The 18,829-nt window shown below is 55.3% G+C and carries 19 protein-coding genes; 9 read left to right on the forward strand and 10 right to left on the reverse strand.

Translation table 11 applies throughout. The features are described from left to right. Positions 1–37: 37 nt before the first annotated feature. The gene (locus ACR0BK_RS00975; protein WP_480553401.1) at positions 38–2,830 is read left to right on the forward strand and encodes an NB-ARC domain-containing protein; all 2,793 of its coding nucleotides are present in this window, start codon (positions 38–40) and stop codon (positions 2,828–2,830) included. Between the two features lie 547 nt (positions 2,831–3,377). Here the strand turns inward: ACR0BK_RS00975 and ACR0BK_RS00980 are convergent. Further along, the gene (locus ACR0BK_RS00980; RefSeq protein WP_480517736.1) at positions 3,378–3,923 is read right to left on the reverse strand and encodes a L,D-transpeptidase; all 546 of its coding nucleotides are present in this window, start codon (positions 3,921–3,923) and stop codon (positions 3,378–3,380) included. A 239-nt stretch (positions 3,924–4,162) separates the two neighbouring features. Beyond that, positions 4,163–5,662 (reverse strand): CoA-acylating methylmalonate-semialdehyde dehydrogenase, encoded by a 1,500-nt coding sequence (locus ACR0BK_RS00985; protein ID WP_209596112.1) that lies wholly within the window; start codon positions 5,660–5,662, stop codon positions 4,163–4,165. Between the two features lie 125 nt (positions 5,663–5,787). Between ACR0BK_RS00985 and ACR0BK_RS00990 the strand changes: the two genes are divergently transcribed. From ACR0BK_RS00990 to coaD, 3 genes are all read left to right on the forward strand, one after another. Then, on the forward strand, positions 5,788–6,669 hold the full coding sequence (locus ACR0BK_RS00990) for a LysR family transcriptional regulator (protein ID WP_480553878.1): 882 nt from the start codon (positions 5,788–5,790) through the stop codon (positions 6,667–6,669). 60 nt (positions 6,670–6,729) lie between these two features. Next, entirely contained in the window at positions 6,730–7,167 is a 438-nt protein-coding gene (locus ACR0BK_RS00995) for a CBS domain-containing protein (RefSeq protein WP_480472559.1), read from the forward strand. 85 nt (positions 7,168–7,252) lie between these two features. Further along, positions 7,253–7,744 (forward strand): pantetheine-phosphate adenylyltransferase, encoded by a 492-nt coding sequence (gene coaD, locus ACR0BK_RS01000; protein ID WP_209596116.1) that lies wholly within the window; start codon positions 7,253–7,255, stop codon positions 7,742–7,744. Here coaD and gap (ACR0BK_RS01005) read toward each other — a convergent pair. The 3 genes from gap (ACR0BK_RS01005) to gap (ACR0BK_RS01015) all read right to left on the reverse strand — a co-directional run bounded on the left by gap (ACR0BK_RS01005) (position 7,736) and on the right by gap (ACR0BK_RS01015) (position 10,039). After that, positions 7,736–8,740, reverse strand: coding sequence for a type I glyceraldehyde-3-phosphate dehydrogenase (gene gap / locus ACR0BK_RS01005; RefSeq protein WP_480553403.1), 1,005 nt, complete (start codon positions 8,738–8,740; stop codon positions 7,736–7,738). The two genes, coaD and gap (ACR0BK_RS01005), sit on opposite strands and share 9 nt — an antisense overlap. A gap of 82 nt (positions 8,741–8,822) precedes the next feature. After that, positions 8,823–8,966 carry a hypothetical protein gene (locus ACR0BK_RS01010; RefSeq protein WP_480493268.1) on the reverse strand — a complete coding sequence of 48 codons (144 nt, stop codon included), beginning with the start codon at positions 8,964–8,966 and terminating at the stop codon, positions 8,823–8,825. 71 nt (positions 8,967–9,037) lie between these two features. Then, positions 9,038–10,039, reverse strand: a complete 1,002-nt coding sequence (gap, locus tag ACR0BK_RS01015; protein ID WP_480472565.1) for a type I glyceraldehyde-3-phosphate dehydrogenase — start codon at positions 10,037–10,039, stop codon at positions 9,038–9,040. Between the two features lie 181 nt (positions 10,040–10,220). Between gap (ACR0BK_RS01015) and ACR0BK_RS01020 the strand changes: the two genes are divergently transcribed. Together ACR0BK_RS01020 and ACR0BK_RS01025 are read left to right on the forward strand one after the other, a co-directional pair. Continuing rightward, positions 10,221–11,180, forward strand: a complete 960-nt coding sequence (locus ACR0BK_RS01020) for a DUF808 domain-containing protein (protein ID WP_480553404.1) — start codon at positions 10,221–10,223, stop codon at positions 11,178–11,180. Then, positions 11,167–11,589: a hypothetical protein gene (locus ACR0BK_RS01025; protein ID WP_480516907.1), complete on the forward strand. Its 423-nt coding sequence runs from the start codon at positions 11,167–11,169 to the stop codon at positions 11,587–11,589. The genes ACR0BK_RS01020 and ACR0BK_RS01025 overlap by 14 nt, the downstream gene beginning before the upstream one ends. Positions 11,590–11,634: 45 nt before the next feature. On the opposite strand, the gene tkt is transcribed toward ACR0BK_RS01025, so the two are convergent. Next, positions 11,635–13,659, reverse strand: coding sequence for a transketolase (tkt, locus tag ACR0BK_RS01030; protein ID WP_480553405.1), 2,025 nt, complete (start codon positions 13,657–13,659; stop codon positions 11,635–11,637). 236 nt (positions 13,660–13,895) lie between these two features. Here tkt and ACR0BK_RS01035 point away from each other — a divergent pair, with 236 nt between their 5' ends. The 3 genes from ACR0BK_RS01035 to ACR0BK_RS01045 are packed head-to-tail and all read left to right on the forward strand — an operon-like array spanning position 13,896 to position 15,378. Continuing rightward, entirely contained in the window at positions 13,896–14,639 is a 744-nt protein-coding gene (locus ACR0BK_RS01035) for a hypothetical protein (RefSeq protein WP_480553407.1), read from the forward strand. After that, complete coding sequence (locus ACR0BK_RS01040) at positions 14,639–15,034, forward strand: cell division protein ZapA (RefSeq protein WP_480472573.1); 396 nt, start codon at positions 14,639–14,641, stop codon at positions 15,032–15,034. The genes ACR0BK_RS01035 and ACR0BK_RS01040 overlap by 1 nt, the downstream gene beginning before the upstream one ends. Continuing rightward, complete coding sequence (locus ACR0BK_RS01045) at positions 15,031–15,378, forward strand: MliC family protein (RefSeq protein ID WP_480553408.1); 348 nt, start codon at positions 15,031–15,033, stop codon at positions 15,376–15,378. Before ACR0BK_RS01040 ends, ACR0BK_RS01045 begins: the two co-directional genes overlap by 4 nt. Positions 15,379–15,384: 6 nt before the next feature. Here the strand turns inward: ACR0BK_RS01045 and grxD are convergent, their stop codons facing one another. The 4 genes from grxD to purL form a co-directional block, all read right to left on the reverse strand. Then, positions 15,385–15,747, reverse strand: a complete 363-nt coding sequence (grxD, locus tag ACR0BK_RS01050; RefSeq protein ID WP_480472577.1) for a Grx4 family monothiol glutaredoxin — start codon at positions 15,745–15,747, stop codon at positions 15,385–15,387. Beyond that, positions 15,734–16,024: a hypothetical protein gene (locus ACR0BK_RS01055; RefSeq protein WP_480553410.1), complete on the reverse strand. Its 291-nt coding sequence runs from the start codon at positions 16,022–16,024 to the stop codon at positions 15,734–15,736. The genes grxD and ACR0BK_RS01055 overlap by 14 nt, the downstream gene beginning before the upstream one ends. Positions 16,025–16,209: 185 nt before the next feature. Continuing rightward, positions 16,210–16,446: a BolA/IbaG family iron-sulfur metabolism protein gene (locus ACR0BK_RS01060; RefSeq protein WP_480472581.1), complete on the reverse strand. Its 237-nt coding sequence runs from the start codon at positions 16,444–16,446 to the stop codon at positions 16,210–16,212. 135 nt (positions 16,447–16,581) lie between these two features. Then, a complete protein-coding gene (gene purL / locus ACR0BK_RS01065; protein ID WP_480493260.1) occupies positions 16,582–18,741 on the reverse strand; it encodes a phosphoribosylformylglycinamidine synthase subunit PurL in 2,160 nt (719 codons plus the stop codon). Positions 18,742–18,829: the final 88 nt, after the last annotated feature.

Genomic DNA, 18,829 nt, shown 5'->3' on the forward strand with positions numbered 1-18,829 from the left:
CCGAACTCGGTTGGTTTTGTACGCACTCTTGTCATCGATGGAAAAGGACTTGAGACGAGCAATATCCGACTTCATTCTTCCTTATGCAAAACTGCAAGAAGCTTTTGGCGAAGACGTGGTAGGGTTATTGATTGACCGCTGTCGACGAGACGGTGCGGACGCGACGGACGCTAATGTTCTTATCGATTACTCAAATTTATCGGATGCGCTACATGTGGTATCCAGACACTCATCGTTTCTGGGGGAAAAGGGCAAGAAACACTATAAGTCGCTGTCAAAGAACTTGGACCAGCTCGTTCCAGTTCGAAATAGAGTGATGCACACGCGACCGCTCCAGTTCGATGATTATTCATTAGTTTTCGAAACTTGCAAACGCGCAATAAAGGGGCATCCAGTACTATGGAGAGAACTGTCAGAAACAATTCACAGAGTAGAAGACGACCCTGCATACCTACTAAACCTGTCGATTTCTTCACCTGAAGGTGATGATGAGGCCGTTCTGCATAACTTACCAACGCCAGACTTTGATGACACTGGCTTTATAGGTAGAGAAACCGAACTGGCCACAATAACCAAAGCGATCAAAGGGCCATATCCTGTTATTACAATAACCGGCGAAGGTGGGCTCGGAAAGACAGCTCTTGCACTAAAAGCTTGCTATGATCTTATCGATAGTGACGACTGCGAGTTTGATGCCGTCATTTGGACATCTGCCAAGACCACAAGGCTTACTCCCAACGAAATTCAAGAGATCACTTCAGCTGTGAACTCATCTATTGGTATCTTCGATGCCGCTACGGAAGCTCTTGGCCTCGATCAAGGCGGTGCGTCTATTGAAAGATTATTGGAGCAGTTAAGTGATTTCAGGATACTCCTGATTATTGACAATTTGGAAACCGTTCTTGATGAGAATGTTCGCCAAGTTGTCAGAGATGTGCCTACAGGTAGCAAAATATTATTTACCTCACGCGTTAGCATTGGAGCCTTCGACTATCCTGTTCCCCTTACACCGTTAGGTGATGCCGAGGCCTTAACTTACTTCAGAAGCTGCGCTCGTTACTGGGGGCTTTCAGATTTCGTTAAAAAAGGTAATTCTGAAATTAGTGCGTATCTGAAGAAACTATATAACAACCCTCTATTCATAAAATGGTTCTTGCAATCAATCTCCCAAGGGCAGAGCGCAAACAGAATACTGGCCAATCCAAAAATTATCCTTCAGTTTTGCTTATCGAACGTTCTGGAGAATCTCACCGAAGATGCGGTGAAAGTACTTGAAACATTAGTTTTTCTTGCCGACGCAAGAACGGTGTCCATTTTGACACTTATGACGGAGTTACAACCTATTGTCGTAGAGCGTGCCGTAAACGAACTCGCTTCTTCAAACCTTGTAGATATTGTCGACTACGCCAGCAGCGATAAAGATCCAAAATTTCAGGCAACTAGCCTGGCTAAGTTCTATGTGCGCAACTACGTTGATAACCCAACTGTTGATCAAGCAGAGATTGTACAGCGAAAGAAAGATCTTGCGGTTACTCGGGAGCAATTGCTGCGAGTGAACAAGCAGAACCAATTCGATATGAACCAGATTATGGTTAGAGGTGAGGAGGATATTCCGGCCGCAAAGATTTTGAAGGAGGCGATTTCGAAAATAAAATTGAAGGACTTCAGTGCGGCGAGAGCGGTTGCTGAAAAAGCGATTAGCATAAGCCCGAACTACTTCGAGGCATACCGCGTTTTAGCTGGTGCTTGCACACTGTCCGGCTCATTCATGAAGGCACAAGACTCTTATGAAACGGCGGTGGCGCTGTTTCCAGACTATGCTCCACTGCGGCTTTGGTTTGGTGACTTCCTCGTGCGGCATCTTGACGATCTAGCCGCTGCAAAAGAACAGTACGACCACGCGATTGCCTCACAGCCGGAGTCACCAGAGGTCTTAACCGCGATAGCAAGACTGCTGCAAATACAAGGCGGCATCGATGAGAGCCGAGAGATACTGAACACAGTGCGCTCAAAGGTGGACCTCGGGCGTCGTCTTCGTCGTCGTACTGCTACACTTCTACTTCAAAGCTATGTCAGAGAGATTGAGCGGCTTGCTCAGATCGATCAAATGGAAATGGTCATCAAAGAGCTTTCTGAGTTAAAAGAGGTGTATTTAACAATCCCCACAAACGATATCGATTACAAGACCCGTCAGAAAGTCAGATACGCAAGAGATGCGCTTCGCCAGGCGGAAGATTTCTTTGCAGGTACAGCCGACGAACCGTTTTGCCGCAGCCTAACAGAGTGGTTCTTCATTGAGTTTGGTGTTGGAAGTCTGCCTGCTCATGATCAGAAAACGGTATCGAATGACATCCGAGAGAGTCAGCGCAAAAACCTAACAGAAGGGCAATCTGGCGAGGGTGTCTTGATGAAATTGTGCGAAAGGTTTGGGTTCATCGATTACAACGATCAGTCGTTATTTTTTGCTTTTTCCGGGTGGATTTCTGATCATCCAGTTGTGAACGAAATGATTGGGGAAAAGGTGAGTTTCGTAGTTGGAAGGAACCACATTGGCTTCTGTGCCGAAAACGTTGATTTGGTATCAGCACCGTACCCTGGAAAGCCAAAAGATAGCACACCAGTCTTGATGAGCGGGGAGATAGAAACCTGCAAGAATGGATATGCCTTTGTGAAAGGAGATGATGGTTCGACATATTTTCTCCCAGGGGCAGAGCTTTTGAACCAATCTTTGAGCATACACAGTTTACTGGGGTCCAGAGTTTCTTTCGAGGCAATTCCTCAAGTCACGGGAAGATACCCTCGCGCGACAAAAGCTTCCGTAGTGTTCTGATTTTTTTCTGGATCGCAACCAAGCCACCCGGCCAAGATTACGACCGTTAATAGGTGCGATCCCAGAAAAGCTGGTGTTTTCAACACAAGACTTGTGACTGTTAGCTCAGCGATGGCCATAGATGCGGTGAAAGACATAGGAACGACGTCACAATAAATCGGGCGTAACATCTCCATCCGAAGTGGTAGGAGGCCCCGGACTCGAACCGGGTCAAGAACGCTAATCTGGCGCTAAAGGGAGTATAAGACCCTCCTGCATACCCATGCTACCTCCCAAAAATTGTGCGGGTTATCGGCGTTAGGCCGATATTCGGTGGCAGATTGTATGCAACTTGGTCATGAACTATACGTGGGAAAACTGTGCGCACGTGTCAAGCGGCTGAAATGCAGTGTTTGGCGGTTGAACGTCTACCAATTATCCCGCGATTTCCTGATTCTAAAGCCACTTACAGAAAAAAAACGCGAGCGCTCGGAGACGCTCGCGTTTATCAACATTTACCGCATGGGCTGGCGTATGACCGGGGCTTTTGCTTTTCTGAGCTGGTAGATTAGATCAAACGAACCTGTGTGCCGACCTTAACCAGCGGATACAGTTCTTCGACATGCTGGTTGTAAAGGCCGATACAGCCAGACGAACTCTGCCGGCCGATCTTGCGGGTGTCATGCGTGCCATGAACCAGGTAAGCGGGCCAGTCCAAATACATTGCACGGGTGCCCAGCGGGTTTCCGGGATCACCGCCATCGATCCGAATAGGCAGGCTGGGGTCACGCTCGCGCATCGAGGCAGTCGGTGTCCAGCTTGGAAACTCGGTCTTGCGCACAACTTTTGTGTAGCCGCGTTTTGTAAGCTCTTCGCTCATGGGCACAGAGCTGGGGTACAGCTTATAGGTGCCATCCGGCGCCCAATAGTGAACCGCGCGGCTGGTAATGTCGGCCAACAGGCAGCCTACGCCCAGCTCATCAAAATGGTCCTGCCAGTTTTGCTGCGAGAAGGACGACACATTGCGCCGTACCGGCAACTGTGTGCTGATCGCGTCTTCGGTTTGCGGGAAAGCATCAGTGCTTTGTGCCCGAACAAGGGCGGGGGTCGCCATCAGAGATGCAACACCCAGTAGGGCGGAACGACGGGTTATTCGGGATTGGGACAAGGTTGCCTCCGGTAAGTTCACTGCTCGCTGTGTATTTGGCGGCAAGATATTTCCATTGGACGCAATTTTCCAGAGCGACGCACCTGAATTTCTTGTGAGCGTGGGGAATTTGAACGCTGGTCGGCGGAAAGATGCGAAAACCCGGCCCTGAATGGGGCCGGGTTCCATGGTCGTGCAGGCTGAAATCAGTCCATGGCTTTGAAGTTGAACTCGCCACCTTCCTTGATGCCGGACGGCCAACGTGCGGTCACTGTTTTAGTGCGGGTGTAGAACTTGAAGCTGTCCGGGCCATGCTGGTTCAGATCACCAAACATGGATTTTTTCCAACCACCAAAAGTGTGATAAGCCAGCGGAACGGGGATCGGAACGTTGATGCCCACCATGCCGATATTGATCCGGCTTGCAAAGTCGCGCGCTGTGTCACCGTCGCGGGTAAAGATCGCTGTGCCGTTGCCGTATTCGTGGTCCATCGCCAGGCCAATCGCCTCTTCGTAGGAACCAGCACGGACGGTCGACAGAACCGGGCCAAAGATCTCTTGTTTGTAGATGTCCATGTCCGGAGTGACATGGTCAAACAGGTGCGGGCCGACAAAGAAACCGTCCTCATAACCTTGCAGGCTGAAGTCGCGGTTATCGACAACCAGCTTTGCGCCTTGCTCGACACCCGAATTGATCAGGCCAAGGATACGTTCTTTCGCGGCGGCGGTTACAACAGGGCCCATGTCGACATCGTCACCAGCGGTGTAGGGGCCTACTTTCAGCTTTTCGACGCGTGGGATCAGCTTTTCGATCAGCTTGTCCGCGGTTTCTTCACCAACGGGAACCGCAACAGAGATTGCCATGCAGCGTTCGCCAGCTGCGCCAAACCCGGCACCGACCAGCGCGTCGGCGGCCTGATCCAGATCGGCGTCCGGCATGACGATCATGTGGTTCTTGGCACCACCAAAACACTGGGCGCGTTTGCCGTTTGCTGTGGCGCGGCTATAGATATACTGCGCGATTGGGGTAGACCCCACAAAGCTGACGCCCTGAATGATCTCGCTGTCGAGGATCGTATCAACGGCCTCTTTGTCGCCATTCACGACCTGGAACACGCCTTTGGGCAGACCGGCTTCGACAAACAGTTCGGCCAGCATCAGCGGAACCGAGGGGTCACGCTCGGACGGTTTCAGAACAACGGCGTTACCGCAGGCCAGTGCAGGACCGACATGCCACAGAGGCATCATCGCAGGGAAGTTGAAGGGCATGATCGACCCTACGACACCTAGCGGTTGGCGCATGGAATACATGTCGATGCCGGGGCCTGCGCTGTCTGTAAACTCACCCTTCAGCATCTGCGGTGCACCGATGCAGTATTCGATCACTTCCAGACCACGCTGCAAGTCGCCCTTGGCATCGGGGATGGTTTTGCCGTGCTCGCGGCTTAGTGCCTCGGCCAGTTTGTCCATGTCGCGGTTCATCAGGCCGACCATTGCCATCATGACACGTGCACGTTTCTGAGGGTTGGTTGCGCCCCATTCCGGCTGGGCAGCGGCTGCGGCCTCAATCGCCGCCGTGGTTTCCGCAGCACTTGCCATCGGGCACTTGTATTGAACCTCGCCCGTTGCCGGGTTGTAGACGTTGTCGAAACGACCGGATGTACCGGCGACCATTTCGCCGTTCAGGAAATGGGTCAGATCTTGCATCAATAACTCCTCCGATAGATTTATGCGCACAATAGGCTTGCAGAAATCCCGCGAACAGAGGCAATGTCTCAAAAGAGTTTTGCAAAAATGCAAAAGGAAGCGGTGTGACTCCAAACTGGGACGATATGCGGATCTTTCTGGCCGTGGCGCGCGAGGAAAGTCTTTCCTCCGCTGGTCGTATCCTGAAAATCGACCCCGCCACCGTGGGGCGACGTGTTGCGCGATTGGAAACGACGCTGGATTCTGCGTTGTTCACCAAGTCGCAGCAGGGCTATGTCCTGACACCGGCAGGGCAGCGCCTGTTGGAGCATGGGTTGCATGCCGAAGAGGCGATGCGCGCAGCGGCCGGAGCCGTGGCAGGATCCACGAAATCACTCAGCGGGCAAATCCGGATCGGCGCGCCAGATGGCAGCGCAAATTACCTGTTGCCCCAAGTCTGTGCCAGGATCAGTGATTCAAACCCGGAACTGGATATTCAGATTCTGGCTCTGCCGAGGGTGATCAACCTGTCCCGTCGCGAGGCCGATATGGCCGTGACCGTCAGCGCGCCAACCGCAGGGCAGCTTTTGGTCAAGAAAGTCAGTGACTACAAACTACACATGGTCGCGACCGATGAATATTTGAAACGTCACGAACCAATCCACTCGGTCGCTGACCTCAAGGGGCACCGGTTGATCGGTTACATCCCTGACATGATCTTTGACCGCGAACTGGATTACCTGAACGATATTGGGGTTGACCGTGTCGCGCTTGCATCGAACTCGGTCTCGGTGCAATTGCGGCAGGTCAGTTTGGGAACAGGCGTTTGCGTGGCACATGACTTTACGTTGCCGTTCCATCTGGGGCTACGGAAAATCCTGACGGATCAAGTGAGTCTGACACGAAGTTTCTATCTGGTCCGGCATGAAGGAGATCAGCGCAATGAACGGCTGAACCGCTTTGCCGATGCCCTAACGCGCGGCATTCGCGAGGAAGTGCTTCGATTGGAAGCAGATGCCGGTGCTTGACAGGTCGCCACAATCGCGCAACTCTTTGGAAAAAGTGTTATTATTCCGGAGGAATTCTTCATGTTGGTACAGGCTATCCTGACGTCCAAAGCGACAAACGGCGTTGTAACGGTGGCGCCAACGGCGACAGTTTCAGAAGCCTCGAAAATTCTTGCGGAAAAGCGGATCGGGACGGTTGTTATTTCGGACGATGGCGGAGAAACCGCTATTGGAATTCTGTCTGAACGCGACATCGTCCGCGAGCTTGCCGCCAGCGGTAGTGGCTGTCTCGACCAGCCTGTAAAATCCTACATGACGCAAGATCTTATCACGACGACGCGTCAGGCCTCTGTTCAGGATATCATGGCCCGCATGACAGAAGGGCGCTTTCGCCATATGCCGGTTGTCGAAGACGGTAAATTGATCGGCATCGTCACACTTGGTGACGTGGTAAAGGCCCAGCTGGCCGAACTGGCGATGGAAAAAGACGCTCTGGAAGGCATGATAATGGGGCACTGACAGCAAGGGGTGCCAAAGCAATCACTTGCACCTGCAGCAAAGTTGTGTTTGCTTGCGCAGAAATTTTGTTGCGCAGGAGGGCGCGATGCGGGTTGGTTTGTATCCGGGAACCTTTGACCCTATCACCATAGGGCACATCGATATCATTCGCCGGGCGGCGGCATTGGTGGATAAACTGGTCATTGGCGTCGCCATCAACCGGGACAAAGGCCCGTTGTTCTCGCTGGAAGAGCGCGTCGCGATGATCGAGGCCGAATGTGCCGAACTGACCGAACAAACCGGCACGGAAATCATCGCTCATCCCTTCGAAAATCTATTGATCGATTGTGCAAGGGATGTCGGTGCGCAGATCATTGTACGCGGTTTGCGCGCTGTCGCGGATTTCGAGTATGAATTCCAGATGGTTGGTATGAACCGCGCACTGGACGACTCGATCGAGACTGTCTTTTTGATGGCCGAAGCACGCCATCAGGCGATTGCTTCAAAACTGGTGAAAGAAATTGCCCGCTTGAACGGGGACGTGTCAAAGTTTGTCACGCCCCGTGTCAATGCTGCACTGCGCGAGCGGTTAGGCTAGGGCGCCCATCGCGGCGGCTGTATCCAGCATCCGGTTCGAAAAGCCCCATTCGTTGTCATACCAGGCCAGCACGCGAACCAGCGTGCCGTCGGTGACTTTGGTTTCTGCCAGTGACACCGTCGAGCTGTGAGAGTCGTGGTTGAAATCGACCGAGACCAGAGGACGGCTTTCCGCCGCCAGAACACCGGGAATCTTTGCTGCGGCGTCAATGAAAAGTTGATTGACCTCATCTTCGGTCGTTGGGCGCGAAACCTCGGCAACCAGATCAACGACCGAAACGTTCGGGGTGGGTACCCGGATGGCCTGACCGGTCAATTTGCCCTTGAGTTGCGGCAGTACCAGCCCCACAGCGGCGGCTGCACCGGTTGTGGTGGGGATCATCGACAGGGCTGCGGCGCGCGACAGGTAGGGGTCTTTTCCAACTGTGTCATGCACCGGCTGGCTGGCGGTATAGGCGTGAACGGTGGTCATGTTGCCATGTTTGATGCCAAGACCAGCGTCCAAAGCTGCGGCAACCGGAGAAAGGCAATTCGTGGTGCAGGATGCGTTCGAAACGATCAGATCGTCGGCGGTCAGTTCGTTATCGTTGACACCAAAGACGATGGTTTTCACACCGCCGTCGTCCCGTGCAGGGGCTGAGATCAGGACTTTCCGCGATCCGTTCTTGAAGTGACGTTCCGCTGCTTCGCGGGTGCGGAAAACCCCGGTGCATTCCAGAACAACGTCGATATCAGACCAAGGCAGGTCTTCGGGATTACGCTCACTACTCAGGCGGATCGGGCCGCGCCCCACATCCATGCCGGCGTCTGTAAGGGTGACAGGGTTGGGATAACGGCCATGAACGCTGTCAAACTCGAATAGATGCGCGTTCATGTCGGGTTTGCCCAAGTCGTTGATTGCGACGATCTCAACGTCTGTACGTCCGCTTTCCATCACCGCGCGCAGAACCCCGCGCCCGATCCGTCCAAATCCGTTGATCGCTAGTTTCAGGGTCATGGTTCGCTCCGTACAAGTATCTCAGTTATATGAGTTAGCGCTAACAATTACAGATCAAGAGAAATGTCAAGAAAAACCTCTGTCATCGCCAAAAAGCGAGCCAGTCCAGAAAGTCGTAAAGCTTCTTACCGAGGAACAACATGTGCTCGGTACCATACAAGGCCACGTCCAGCATCATGCCCCCAAGCAATAGGACGCCAAGCCACATAGCAATTTGATTGTTCATGTCGGTTCCGAATGAAAATGCCCGCTCAGATAACCTGAGCGGGCACCAACGTACAAGCGAAGTCCGAAGGGTCAGTTAAGGCGGCCCATGGCGACGGCTACGTCTGCCATGCGAACCGAAAAGCCCCACTCGTTGTCATACCAGGCCAGCACGCGCACCATGCGATCATTGACGACGCGGGTCTGGTCGGGTGCGAAGATCGAGCTTTCTTCGGTGTGGTTGAAATCGGTTGATACCAGAGGCGCGGGCTCATATCCCAGAACACGCTGCATCGGGCCTTTGGCTGCTTCTTCGACGATAGCGTTGATTTCGGTCACCGAGGTGTCACGCGACGCGCGGAAGGTCAGGTCAACTGCAGAAACATTCGGGGTAGGAACCCGGATGGCGGACCCGTCCAGACGGCCTTTCAGGTTTGGCAGAACTTCACCCAAAGCTTTGGCAGCACCGGTTGAGGTCGGGATCATCGACATTGCGGCAGCGCGGGCACGATAGAGGTCGCTGTGGCGACGGTCCAGCGTGGGCTGGTCTCCGGTATAGGCGTGAATGGTGGTCATGATGCCATGTTCAATGCCGACACCCTCGTCCAGCACCTTGGCCAGCGGGGCCAGGCAGTTTGTTGTGCAGGAGCCGTTCGACACCATGTTGTCATTTGCGGTCAGGGTGTTGTGGTTCACACCAAAAACGATGGTCTTGTTCACGTTTTTGCCGGGGGCGGACAGCAGCACCTTGCCCGCACCGCGATCCAGATGTGTTTTGGCCTTGGTGCCATCATTGAATTTACCGGTGCACTCCAGAACGACGTCACAGCCTTCCCAGTCCAGTTCATTCATATCGTAGGTCGAAAACATCTGCATTGGGCCACGACCCAGATCCATCGTGTTGCCTTCGATTGAAACTTCGCGCGGGAAACGCCCATGAACGCTGTCATATTTCAGCAGATGCGCAGAGGTTTCCAATGGGCCGGTTGCGTTGACTTTGATCACTTCGATGTCGTTACGCCCCGACGCGGCGATGTGCGACAGGGTGCAGCGGCCAATACGGCCAAAACCATTGATACCGACCTTGATGGTCATGTGACGTCTCCTGATGCGCTTGCGTTGAGGGCCATATAGCGGCGAAATGGGAATCTCAAAAGGGCAAAAACGGCATATTTTTAAGGTGTTAGCGCAAACCTGCGACGGTTGCGCTAACGCTTGCGCTAGCCGTTGGATCAGGTAGGGTCCGGATGCGGCAGCGAACGGGAAAGGAAACGCGATGAGTGGTCTTTTGGCCTTGTTGGACGATGTGGCCGGGATCGCCAAGGTCGCGGCGACATCGGTGGATGATGTCGTGGCAGCGGCAGGCAAGGCAGGGGCCAAGACTGCAGGCGTAATCATTGACGACGCTGCGGTAACACCAAAATACGTTCAGGGCTTTGCCCCGGCGCGCGAATTGCCGATCATCTGGCGTATCGCGCGCGGTTCGGTTTTCAACAAAATCATACTCCTGTTGCCGGTGGCCTTGTTGCTGGCCAATTTCGCCCCGTGGCTGATCACCCCACTGTTGATGCTGGGTGGATCATATTTGTGTTTTGAAGGCGCCGAGAAGATTTTTCACGTCCTGTTTCCTCATGGTAGCCATGTAATTGAAGAGGATATGAAAAACCGGGACCCGGGCCATCTGGAAGAGCAGAAGGTCAAGGGCGCAATCAAGACCGATTTTATTCTGTCTGCCGAGATTATGACCATTGCACTGGCGGCGATCGAAGCCCCGAACCTATGGATGCAGGCCGCGACGCTGGCCGTTGTGGGGATCGGCGTGACGGTGGCCGTCTATGGGTCGGTGGCTCTGATCGTGAAAATGGATGATGTTGGGCTTTATCTGGCGCAGAACGCGCCGACACCTATCGGTCGCGGTCTGGGCCGAGGGTTGGTCAAGGCAATGCCCGGGGTGATGAAAACACTGTCCATTGTCGGAACAGCGGCGATGCTGTGGGTGGGGGGCTCGATCGTCATCCACGGGATGGAGGTGTTGGGCTTTGGATGGTTGGGCCATCATATCCATGAGTGGGCCTATACCATTGGGCATTCTGTCTCTGATCAATGGGTTGGTGTGGTTGAGTGGGTGTCCAAGGCCACGATGGATGGCGTATTTGGTTTAGCTTGGGGGTTGGTTTTGATCCCTGTTGCAACCCGGATCATAGCACCAATGTTAAGTAAGAATGCGAAACACTGAATTGACCCGTTACCGTCTAGGCACGACGATCGATGGCCCGCTTATTCGAAAAGTGGGCACGCGCGGATTAAACGGCAGATCCTCAATTCTATCGGCTTTGAGTGTTGCGGCCGACGAAGTCCCATTCGATGAATCCGAGCTGTACAGTTTCTTGCATTTTCGTGTTGATACCGCTTTCAGGGCGCAGGAGCGTAGCCGTTGGTTCGGGGGACGCTTTTACAACGCTTTAGTGGGTCAATCGGCTACTTATGTTCCGCTGTCTGGAACCCATCTTCGCCAAGCGTTGTATTGTCTCGGCCTGCAAGAACCTGAGAAAGTGGTGGTGCAAGGACGGTATGAGTTGCGATTGGATTACGCTCTGAAAGCCTATGAAGAACTTGCACTTCGGGTTAAGGCTGAACCCAAATGAAAAGGGCGGCCAAGGCCGCCCTTTGCTCGATCAGGTGGGACTGATTTACAGCCCTAACAATTCCTTGACCTTTGCAACGGTTGCTTCGGCGGTGATGCCGAAATGCTTGTACAGTTCTCCCGCAGGGGCCGAGGCACCAAAGCTGGACATGCCGATGAACCCGGCTTTGGCTTCGCGGCCACGTTCACCCAGCAACCAACGATCCCAGCCACCAGCGCGAACCGCGGCTTCGATACCAACGCGGACCGGACCCGCCGGAAGGACGCGCTTGCGGTAGGCTTCATCCTGCTGTGCGAACAGCTCCATGCACGGCATCGAGACGACGCGGGTGCCGATGCCCTCGGCCTCGAGCATCGCTTTGGCTTCCATGGCCAGCGACACTTCGGAACCTGTGGCGATCAGGATTGCCTGACGCTTACCTTCTGCTTCGGCCAGAACGTAAGCACCTTGTGCGGTCAGGTTCTTGGTCTTGTGCTCGGTACGTACCGTTGGAACACCCTGACGGGTCAGCGACAGGACAGAGGGGCTGTCCTTGAAGGTCAGCGCCAGTTCCCATGCCTCGGCCGTTTCAATGGTGTCAGCCGGGCGGAAGACAAAAGTGTTGGGGGTTGCACGCGAGATCGCCAGATGCTCGACAGGCTGGTGGGTCGGGCCGTCTTCGCCCAGACCGATCGAGTCATGGGTCATCACGAAAACCGAAGGGATCTTCATCAGCGCCGCCAGACGCATGGACGGGCGGGCATAATCGGTGAAGGCCATGAATGTACCGCCATAGGGGCGGATACCACCATGCAGCGCCATGCCGTTCATCGCCGCCGCCATGCCGTGTTCACGGATACCATAATGGATATAGCGACCCTTGCGGTTTTCCGGAAGGAACACGCCCATATCGGCCGATTTTGTGTTATTTGACCCGGTCAGGTCCGCCGAACCGCCAACGGTTTCGGTCATGATCGGGTTTACAACGTTCAGGACCTTCTCCGACGACGAACGGGTGGCCAGTTTCGGCTGGTCTTCGGACATCTGCTTTTTGAAGGCGCGAATGGCTCCGGCCAGACGCTTGGGGGCCTCGAACGCATAGGCGCGGGTGAACTCAGCCTGCTTACGCTCGGACAGTTGTGCGAAACGCGCTTCCCATTCCGAACGCTCGGCAGCGCCACGCGCACCGATAGCTTCCCATGCGGATTTGACATTGGCAGGCACGTCAAACGCGTCATGCACCCAGCCATAAGCCTTCTTGGCGGCCTTCAGCTGATCCGCATCGGTAAGCGCGCCGTGCCCTTTTGACGTGTCCTGCGCCGCGTGGCCCAGAGCAATGTGGGTTTTACACGCGATCATGGTCGGCTTTTTCGACTTCTTCGCCTGAACGATGGCCGCGTCGATGGCCTTGGGGTCATGACCGTCGATTTCGATCACATGCCAGCCCGAGGCCGCAAAGCGACGAACCTGATCGGTGCGGTCGGCGATGTCGACAGTGCCGTCGATGGTGATGTTGTTGTTGTCCCAGAAGACGATCAGCTTGCTCAGCTCGTGACGACCGGCCAGGGTGATTGCCTCCTGGCTTACGCCTTCCATAAGGCAGCCGTCGCCCGCGATGACATAGGTATAGTGGTCTACAACCTTCTTGCCATAATGCGCGCGCTGGATTTCCTCGGCCATCGCAAAGCCCACGGCGTTCGAGATACCCTGACCCAGCGGTCCGGTCGTGGTTTCAACACCAGCGACCAGAAAGTTTTCTGGGTGGCCTGCGGTTTTTGCGCCCAGCTGGCGGAAATTCTTGATCTCCTCCAGCGTTACATCTTCATATCCCGTAAGGTACAGCAACGAATAGACCAGCATCGAACCATGGCCTGCGGACAGGATGAAGCGGTCACGATCCGGCCAGTTCGGGGCCGAGGCGTCAAACTTCAGATGCTTTTCGAACAGGACGGTCGCGACATCCGCCATGCCCATGGGCATACCAGAATGTCCGGAGTTTGCAGCGGCGACGGCATCAAGGGTCAATGTGCGGATGGCCGCAGCTTTGTCCCAGTGTTCGGGGTTGGCATTGCGCAGCGCAGTCAGGTCCACGGGCGTTGTTCCTTTGGATAAAAAGCAGATTGCGGGCTCAATACCACTCAGCACTCAAAGTGCAAGCAGAACCAGGGTTTATCCGCTTGGATTGCGTGAACTGCGTGGTCCAAGTAGTTGAAAGCAAACAGTGGGTATTTTCTGTCGCATTCCGTTAGACTGGCGGCAGGCGGGATTCGATTTTGATTCGGATCGCTTCGCAACAGAATGAACCTTGATAAAGAGGTGACAGGGGCATGAGCCAACTTGAGGAATTACAGCACCGCATTATTGCGGCGATGGACCGTATCGGAGCGGGCGTCGACGCATTGGGCGGCGCGTCCGTAGATGCCCGGCCGGATGACGGCCTCCAGGCAGCGCTTGAAGATGAAAAAGTTGCGAACGCGCAGCTTCAGGAACGTCTGAGAACCCTAAAGGAACAGCACGAACAGGAAGTGGACGGGCTGAGAGCCGATCTTGAGGAGTTGCGAAGCGCTCCGACCAATACAGCCGAAACAGACGCTCTGCGATCCGAGCTGGAAGAAGCCCGTGCGAAAATCGCGACGGTCGAAGCCGCGCGCGCTGAATTGGCCGAAGCCAAGGCCGCATTGGACAACAGCACCGAGCTGGAGGCGCTGAAAGCGGAAAACAGCCGTCTAAAGGACGAACTGTCAGATACAGTCCGCGTCGACGACCTGAGCGCCGAGCTTGAGATGCTGCGCGCTGAACGGACCAGTCACGGCGCTGCAATGTCGCGACTGGACGACGATCTGCAACGGATGCGCAAGGCAAACGAGCAGTTGCGCACTGCGATAGAGGAATTGCGCGCCGCCGCCGCCGAAGGTGTCGCAGATGCCGAGCTGCTGAACCGGGCCACCGTCGCGGAACTGGAAGCAACGCGCGCAGCACAGGCGTCAGACGCCGCCGAAGCGCAGGCAGTTCTTGCAAGGTTGGAACCTCTGCTGTCGCAGGCGAAACTTGTTGAAGGTGAGGTAGAGTGATGCCCGAAGTGACCATTCATATCGGCGGGCGCGGTTTTGAGGTATCCTGCCGGGACGGGGAAGAGCCCTTTCTGCACGCTGCCGCCAAAGTGTTGGACGACGAGGCACAGGTGCTGTCCGATCAGATCGGTCGTATGCCGGAATCCCGCATGTTGCTGATGGCCGGCTTGATGCTGGCCGACAAGACTGCGGCAACAGAGGACAAGGTCAAATCGCTCGAAGGGAAACTGGCCGAAGCCGAAGCCGAGCTTCAGGCGCTGCGAAGCGCCCCGGCGCCCGAACCTGAGCGCATCGAAGTGGCTGTGGTTCCGCCATCTGTTACAGATACGCTGGCCGAACTGGCCGCACGAGCCGAAGCGCTGGCCGCGGTAGTTGAGGAGAAAAAGGCACGATGAAGGTCCTGCGCAAATTCATCTGTGTTGCGGCGCTGGTCATGCCCGCAACAACGGCACTGGCCGAAATCGATATTCTGTCTGTCACCTTCACCTGCGAAAACGGAATACCGCTGCCTGTCACCTATTTCAACGCACCGGATAGTACAGGGGCAGCGGCAACCTTGGTGGACAATTCTCTGGTTGTGATGCGTCAGGTCGAAAGCGGATCAGGTATCCGCTACGAGTCCTTTGGTGAAGGTGGAACCTACATCCTGCGCTCGAAAGGGTGGGACGCGTCGGTTAGCTATTTGGCGGCGGGCGCCGCCAATGAGCAGGAGATCTATCGGGGTTGTTCCAGCCGGTAGGCCGGATTACGCGTTTGCTTCGCGGATTTTGTCGGCTGCTTCCTTGTTGTAGCCGACATTATTTTCGTCGAACAACGCATCCAGTTCACCCGACAGGGTCATCTCGGTGATGATATCGCAACCGCCAACAAACTCGCCTTTGACATAAAGCTGGGGCACAGTTGGCCAGTCGGAATAATCCTTGATCCCCTGACGCACTTCTTCGTCGGCCAGAACATTCACATCCGTGTACTCGACGCCCATATAGTTCAGCACGCCAGCCACGCGCGAGGAGAACCCGCATTGCGGCATTTCCTTGGTGCCTTTCATATACAGCACCACATCGTTGGCTTTGACGGTTTCGTCGATCCGGGTCTTAACGTCGGTCATCTTGTTTTCCCTTTTCATCCGCATCTGCGGGGATTGTTCCATCACTGGGCAAACTGGGTGCCCATCCTTCCGTTTCAAGCTGCCGGTGTTCAGCCTGCGCCATTTTCACCGGATCAAGCCCATATCTCTCAAGGCCGCCCATTTTGCTGAGTTCACCCGGATCCGGACGCATATCGGACAGTTTTCTTTTTCGGTTGCGTTTGACATAGGCTTCGATCAGCGCGGCGGCAACTATCAATGCTGCAAATAAACCTATCCAGAACAACAAGCCATTCATAATTGGGCACTCTCAACCTTCGCGCTGTGTGAGTTTTCGCCGTCTCATATTCCTTGTGACGCGCCAATATCTGGGCCCATATTTCAGTAGCTTCGGTAGATCACAAAACAGGATCGCCAAGGAGCTGATAACGTCTAAGAACAGATAGGTTAGTCTCAGTAGAGCCCATCCTATCGGTTCGTCCACTATTCAGGCACTTTCGTGGTCAATGCCAGTGCGTGCAGCTCTCCATCCGGGCCATCCATCTTGCCCTTCAGGGCCGCATAGACGGCGCGCTGTTGTTGAACTCGGTTTTTGCCGCGAAAGCTTTCGTCCACCACCATGGCGGACATATGAACACCGTCGTTGCCACCGACCTGAATGACCGCATCAGGAAAGGCTTCTCGCAGCAGGTGTTCGATTTGATGGGCGCTCATCGGCATGTAGGTAACTCCTGAAGGTCTTTCCAAAGATGTAGAGCGCTTGAACCTGGCGCGCAAGGGCACATGAATGTGCCAAAACGACGAAACCTGCGCTTATTCAGGGCGCAGGTTTCGAGCGATATTTAAACAGCCTGATCAGGCGACGGCGTCGGCAAAGCTGTTGCGGAAAACGGCCGTCAGGTCTTCTAACGAGGCCTCCGAGCCGCCGATCCTGACGGTATCGCCAGTAAACCGACCTACCGAGACCAGCGGTACACCTGCCTGACCCGCCGCGATCATCAACGCCTCGGCCTGATCAAAGTTGCAAGCGACCAGATACCGTGCCTGATCTTCCCCGAACAGAAATTCCGTCGGTGCATCATCCAGACACACGCCAACCCCGGCGGCCTCGGCCAGTTCGAAGGCCGCAAGCGCAAGGCCCCCATCACTCAGGTCTGTGCAGGCCTTGATCATTCCACGATTGGCGCGAATGAAATCGCCGTTGCGTTTTTCAGCGTCCAGATTCACATGCGGCGCGTCGCCATCTTCTCGGTTGAAGACCTCGGCCAGAAGGGCGGACTGGCCCAGATGACCTTTGGTTTCGCCGATCACCAAAGCCACGTGGCCCTCGCGCACCTCGTTGCCGATGATTTCATCGCTGTGATTCAGCAGCCCGACAGCGCCGATTGTGGGCGTTGGCAGGATCGCCTGACCGTCGGTTTCATTATACAGCGACACGTTGCCGGATACGATCGGCATGTCCAGCGCGCCGACTGCGGCGCCGATGCCCTGAACGGCGCCGACAAACTGACCCATGATTTCGGGCTTTTCCGGGTTGCCGAAGTTCAGGTTGTCTGTTGTGGCCAGCGGTTTGGCCCCAACAGCCGTCAGGTTACGGTAGGCTTCGGCCACCGCCTGTTTGCCGCCTTCAACCGGGTTGGCGCGGACGTAGCGCGGGGTCACGTCAGAGGTGAACGCCAGCACCTTGTCGGTGCCGTGAACACGCACCATACCCGCACCCAGGCCCGGTGTCCGGTTTGTATCCGCCATCACCATCGTGTCGTACTGCTCATAAACCCACTGCTTGCCCGCGTAGTTGGGCGACGACAGCAGGGCACGCAGGCCGTCAATCGGGTCGATCTGAGGCACTTCGGCAAGGTCTTCGGCTTCGGGCGTCGGCACCCAAGGGCGATCATATTCGGGCGCGGTCGAAGACAGTTTGGACAGGACGAGATCGGCCTTGACCTCACCGTTATGCATGATCAGGAAGCGATCCTCGGCAATCGTTTCACCGACGATGGCAAAGTCCAGGTCCCATTTCTCGAACACGGCGCGGGCTTCGGCCTCAAGCTCGGGCTTGAGAACCATCAGCATGCGTTCCTGAGATTCGGACAGCATCATCTCATAGGCTGTCATATTCTCTTCGCGCTGGGGGACGTTTTCCAGATCCAGGCGCACGCCCAGACCACCCTTGTCGCCCATCTCAACGGCGGAACAGGTCAGGCCCGCAGCACCCATGTCTTGAATCGAGATCACGGCGCCGGTCTGCATCAGCTCCAGTGTTGCTTCCATCAGGCGCTTTTCGGTGAAGGGATCACCCACCTGAACAGTGGGGCGTTTTTCCTCGATGGTGTCGTCAAATTCGGCCGAGGCCATCGTTGCGCCACCAACACCGTCGCGACCAGTTTTTGCACCAAGATAGACCACCGGCATGCCCACGCCCGACGCGGCAGAGTAGAAGATCTTGTCACTGTCGGCCAAACCGGCGGCAAAGGCGTTCACAAGGCAGTTGCCGTTGTAAGCCGGGTGAAAGCGGACCTCGCCCCCAACGCAGGGAACACCGAAACAGTTGCCATAGCCGCCAATACCTTCGACCACGCCGTTGACCAGCTGGCGGGTTTTGTGGTGGCCGGGTTCACCGAAGGACAGCGCATTCATCGAAGCGATCGGGCGCGCGCCCATTGTGAACACGTCCCGAAGGATGCCGCCGACACCCGTTGCCGCACCTTGGTAGGGTTCGATGTAGGACGGGTGATTGTGGCTTTCCATCTTGAAAACCACGGCCTGACCGTCCCCGATATCCACGACACCGGCATTCTCGCCCGGGCCGCAAATGACTTGAGGCCCCGAGGTTGGAAGAGTGCGCAACCATTTCTTCGACGACTTGTAAGAACAATGTTCGTTCCACATCGCCGAGAAAATACCAAGCTCGGTAAAGGTCGGTTCACGCCCGATGATCTCGAGGATCATGTCATATTCCTCGGGCTTGAGCCCATGTGCTGCAATCAGATCGGGTGTGATAGCGGGCTCTTGCATCTTCTGTCCTGTGTCCAAGTGGGCCGAGATTGCGCGCCTTGTAGGGCAAGCGCGCGCGTGTGGAAAGGGTCAAGACGGCGCAGGTCGC

It is taken from the genome of Ruegeria sp. AF1 (assembly GCF_056542125.1).

Excerpts from the sequence above, each read along its gene's own strand:
- ACR0BK_RS00975 (WP_480553401.1), top strand. The coding sequence starts at position 38 with ATGGAAAAGGACTTGAGACGAGCAATATCCGACTTCATTCTTCCTTAT.
- ACR0BK_RS00980 (WP_480517736.1), bottom strand. The coding sequence starts at position 3,923 with ATGGCGACCCCCGCCCTTGTTCGGGCACAAAGCACTGATGCTTTCCCG.
- ACR0BK_RS00985 (WP_209596112.1), bottom strand. The coding sequence starts at position 5,662 with ATGCAAGATCTGACCCATTTCCTGAACGGCGAAATGGTCGCCGGTACA.
- ACR0BK_RS00990 (WP_480553878.1), top strand. The coding sequence starts at position 5,788 with ATGCGGATCTTTCTGGCCGTGGCGCGCGAGGAAAGTCTTTCCTCCGCT.
- ACR0BK_RS00995 (WP_480472559.1), top strand. The coding sequence starts at position 6,730 with ATGTTGGTACAGGCTATCCTGACGTCCAAAGCGACAAACGGCGTTGTA.
- coaD (WP_209596116.1), top strand. The coding sequence starts at position 7,253 with ATGCGGGTTGGTTTGTATCCGGGAACCTTTGACCCTATCACCATAGGG.
- gap (WP_480553403.1), bottom strand. The coding sequence starts at position 8,740 with ATGACCCTGAAACTAGCGATCAACGGATTTGGACGGATCGGGCGCGGG.
- ACR0BK_RS01010 (WP_480493268.1), bottom strand. The coding sequence starts at position 8,966 with ATGAACAATCAAATTGCTATGTGGCTTGGCGTCCTATTGCTTGGGGGC.
- gap (WP_480472565.1), bottom strand. The coding sequence starts at position 10,039 with ATGACCATCAAGGTCGGTATCAATGGTTTTGGCCGTATTGGCCGCTGC.
- ACR0BK_RS01020 (WP_480553404.1), top strand. The coding sequence starts at position 10,221 with ATGAGTGGTCTTTTGGCCTTGTTGGACGATGTGGCCGGGATCGCCAAG.
- ACR0BK_RS01025 (WP_480516907.1), top strand. The coding sequence starts at position 11,167 with ATGCGAAACACTGAATTGACCCGTTACCGTCTAGGCACGACGATCGAT.
- ACR0BK_RS01035 (WP_480553407.1), top strand. The coding sequence starts at position 13,896 with ATGAGCCAACTTGAGGAATTACAGCACCGCATTATTGCGGCGATGGAC.
- ACR0BK_RS01040 (WP_480472573.1), top strand. The coding sequence starts at position 14,639 with ATGCCCGAAGTGACCATTCATATCGGCGGGCGCGGTTTTGAGGTATCC.
- ACR0BK_RS01045 (WP_480553408.1), top strand. The coding sequence starts at position 15,031 with ATGAAGGTCCTGCGCAAATTCATCTGTGTTGCGGCGCTGGTCATGCCC.
- grxD (WP_480472577.1), bottom strand. The coding sequence starts at position 15,747 with ATGACCGACGTTAAGACCCGGATCGACGAAACCGTCAAAGCCAACGAT.
- ACR0BK_RS01055 (WP_480553410.1), bottom strand. The coding sequence starts at position 16,024 with ATGAATGGCTTGTTGTTCTGGATAGGTTTATTTGCAGCATTGATAGTT.
- ACR0BK_RS01060 (WP_480472581.1), bottom strand. The coding sequence starts at position 16,446 with ATGCCGATGAGCGCCCATCAAATCGAACACCTGCTGCGAGAAGCCTTT.
- purL (WP_480493260.1), bottom strand. The coding sequence starts at position 18,741 with ATGCAAGAGCCCGCTATCACACCCGATCTGATTGCAGCACATGGGCTC.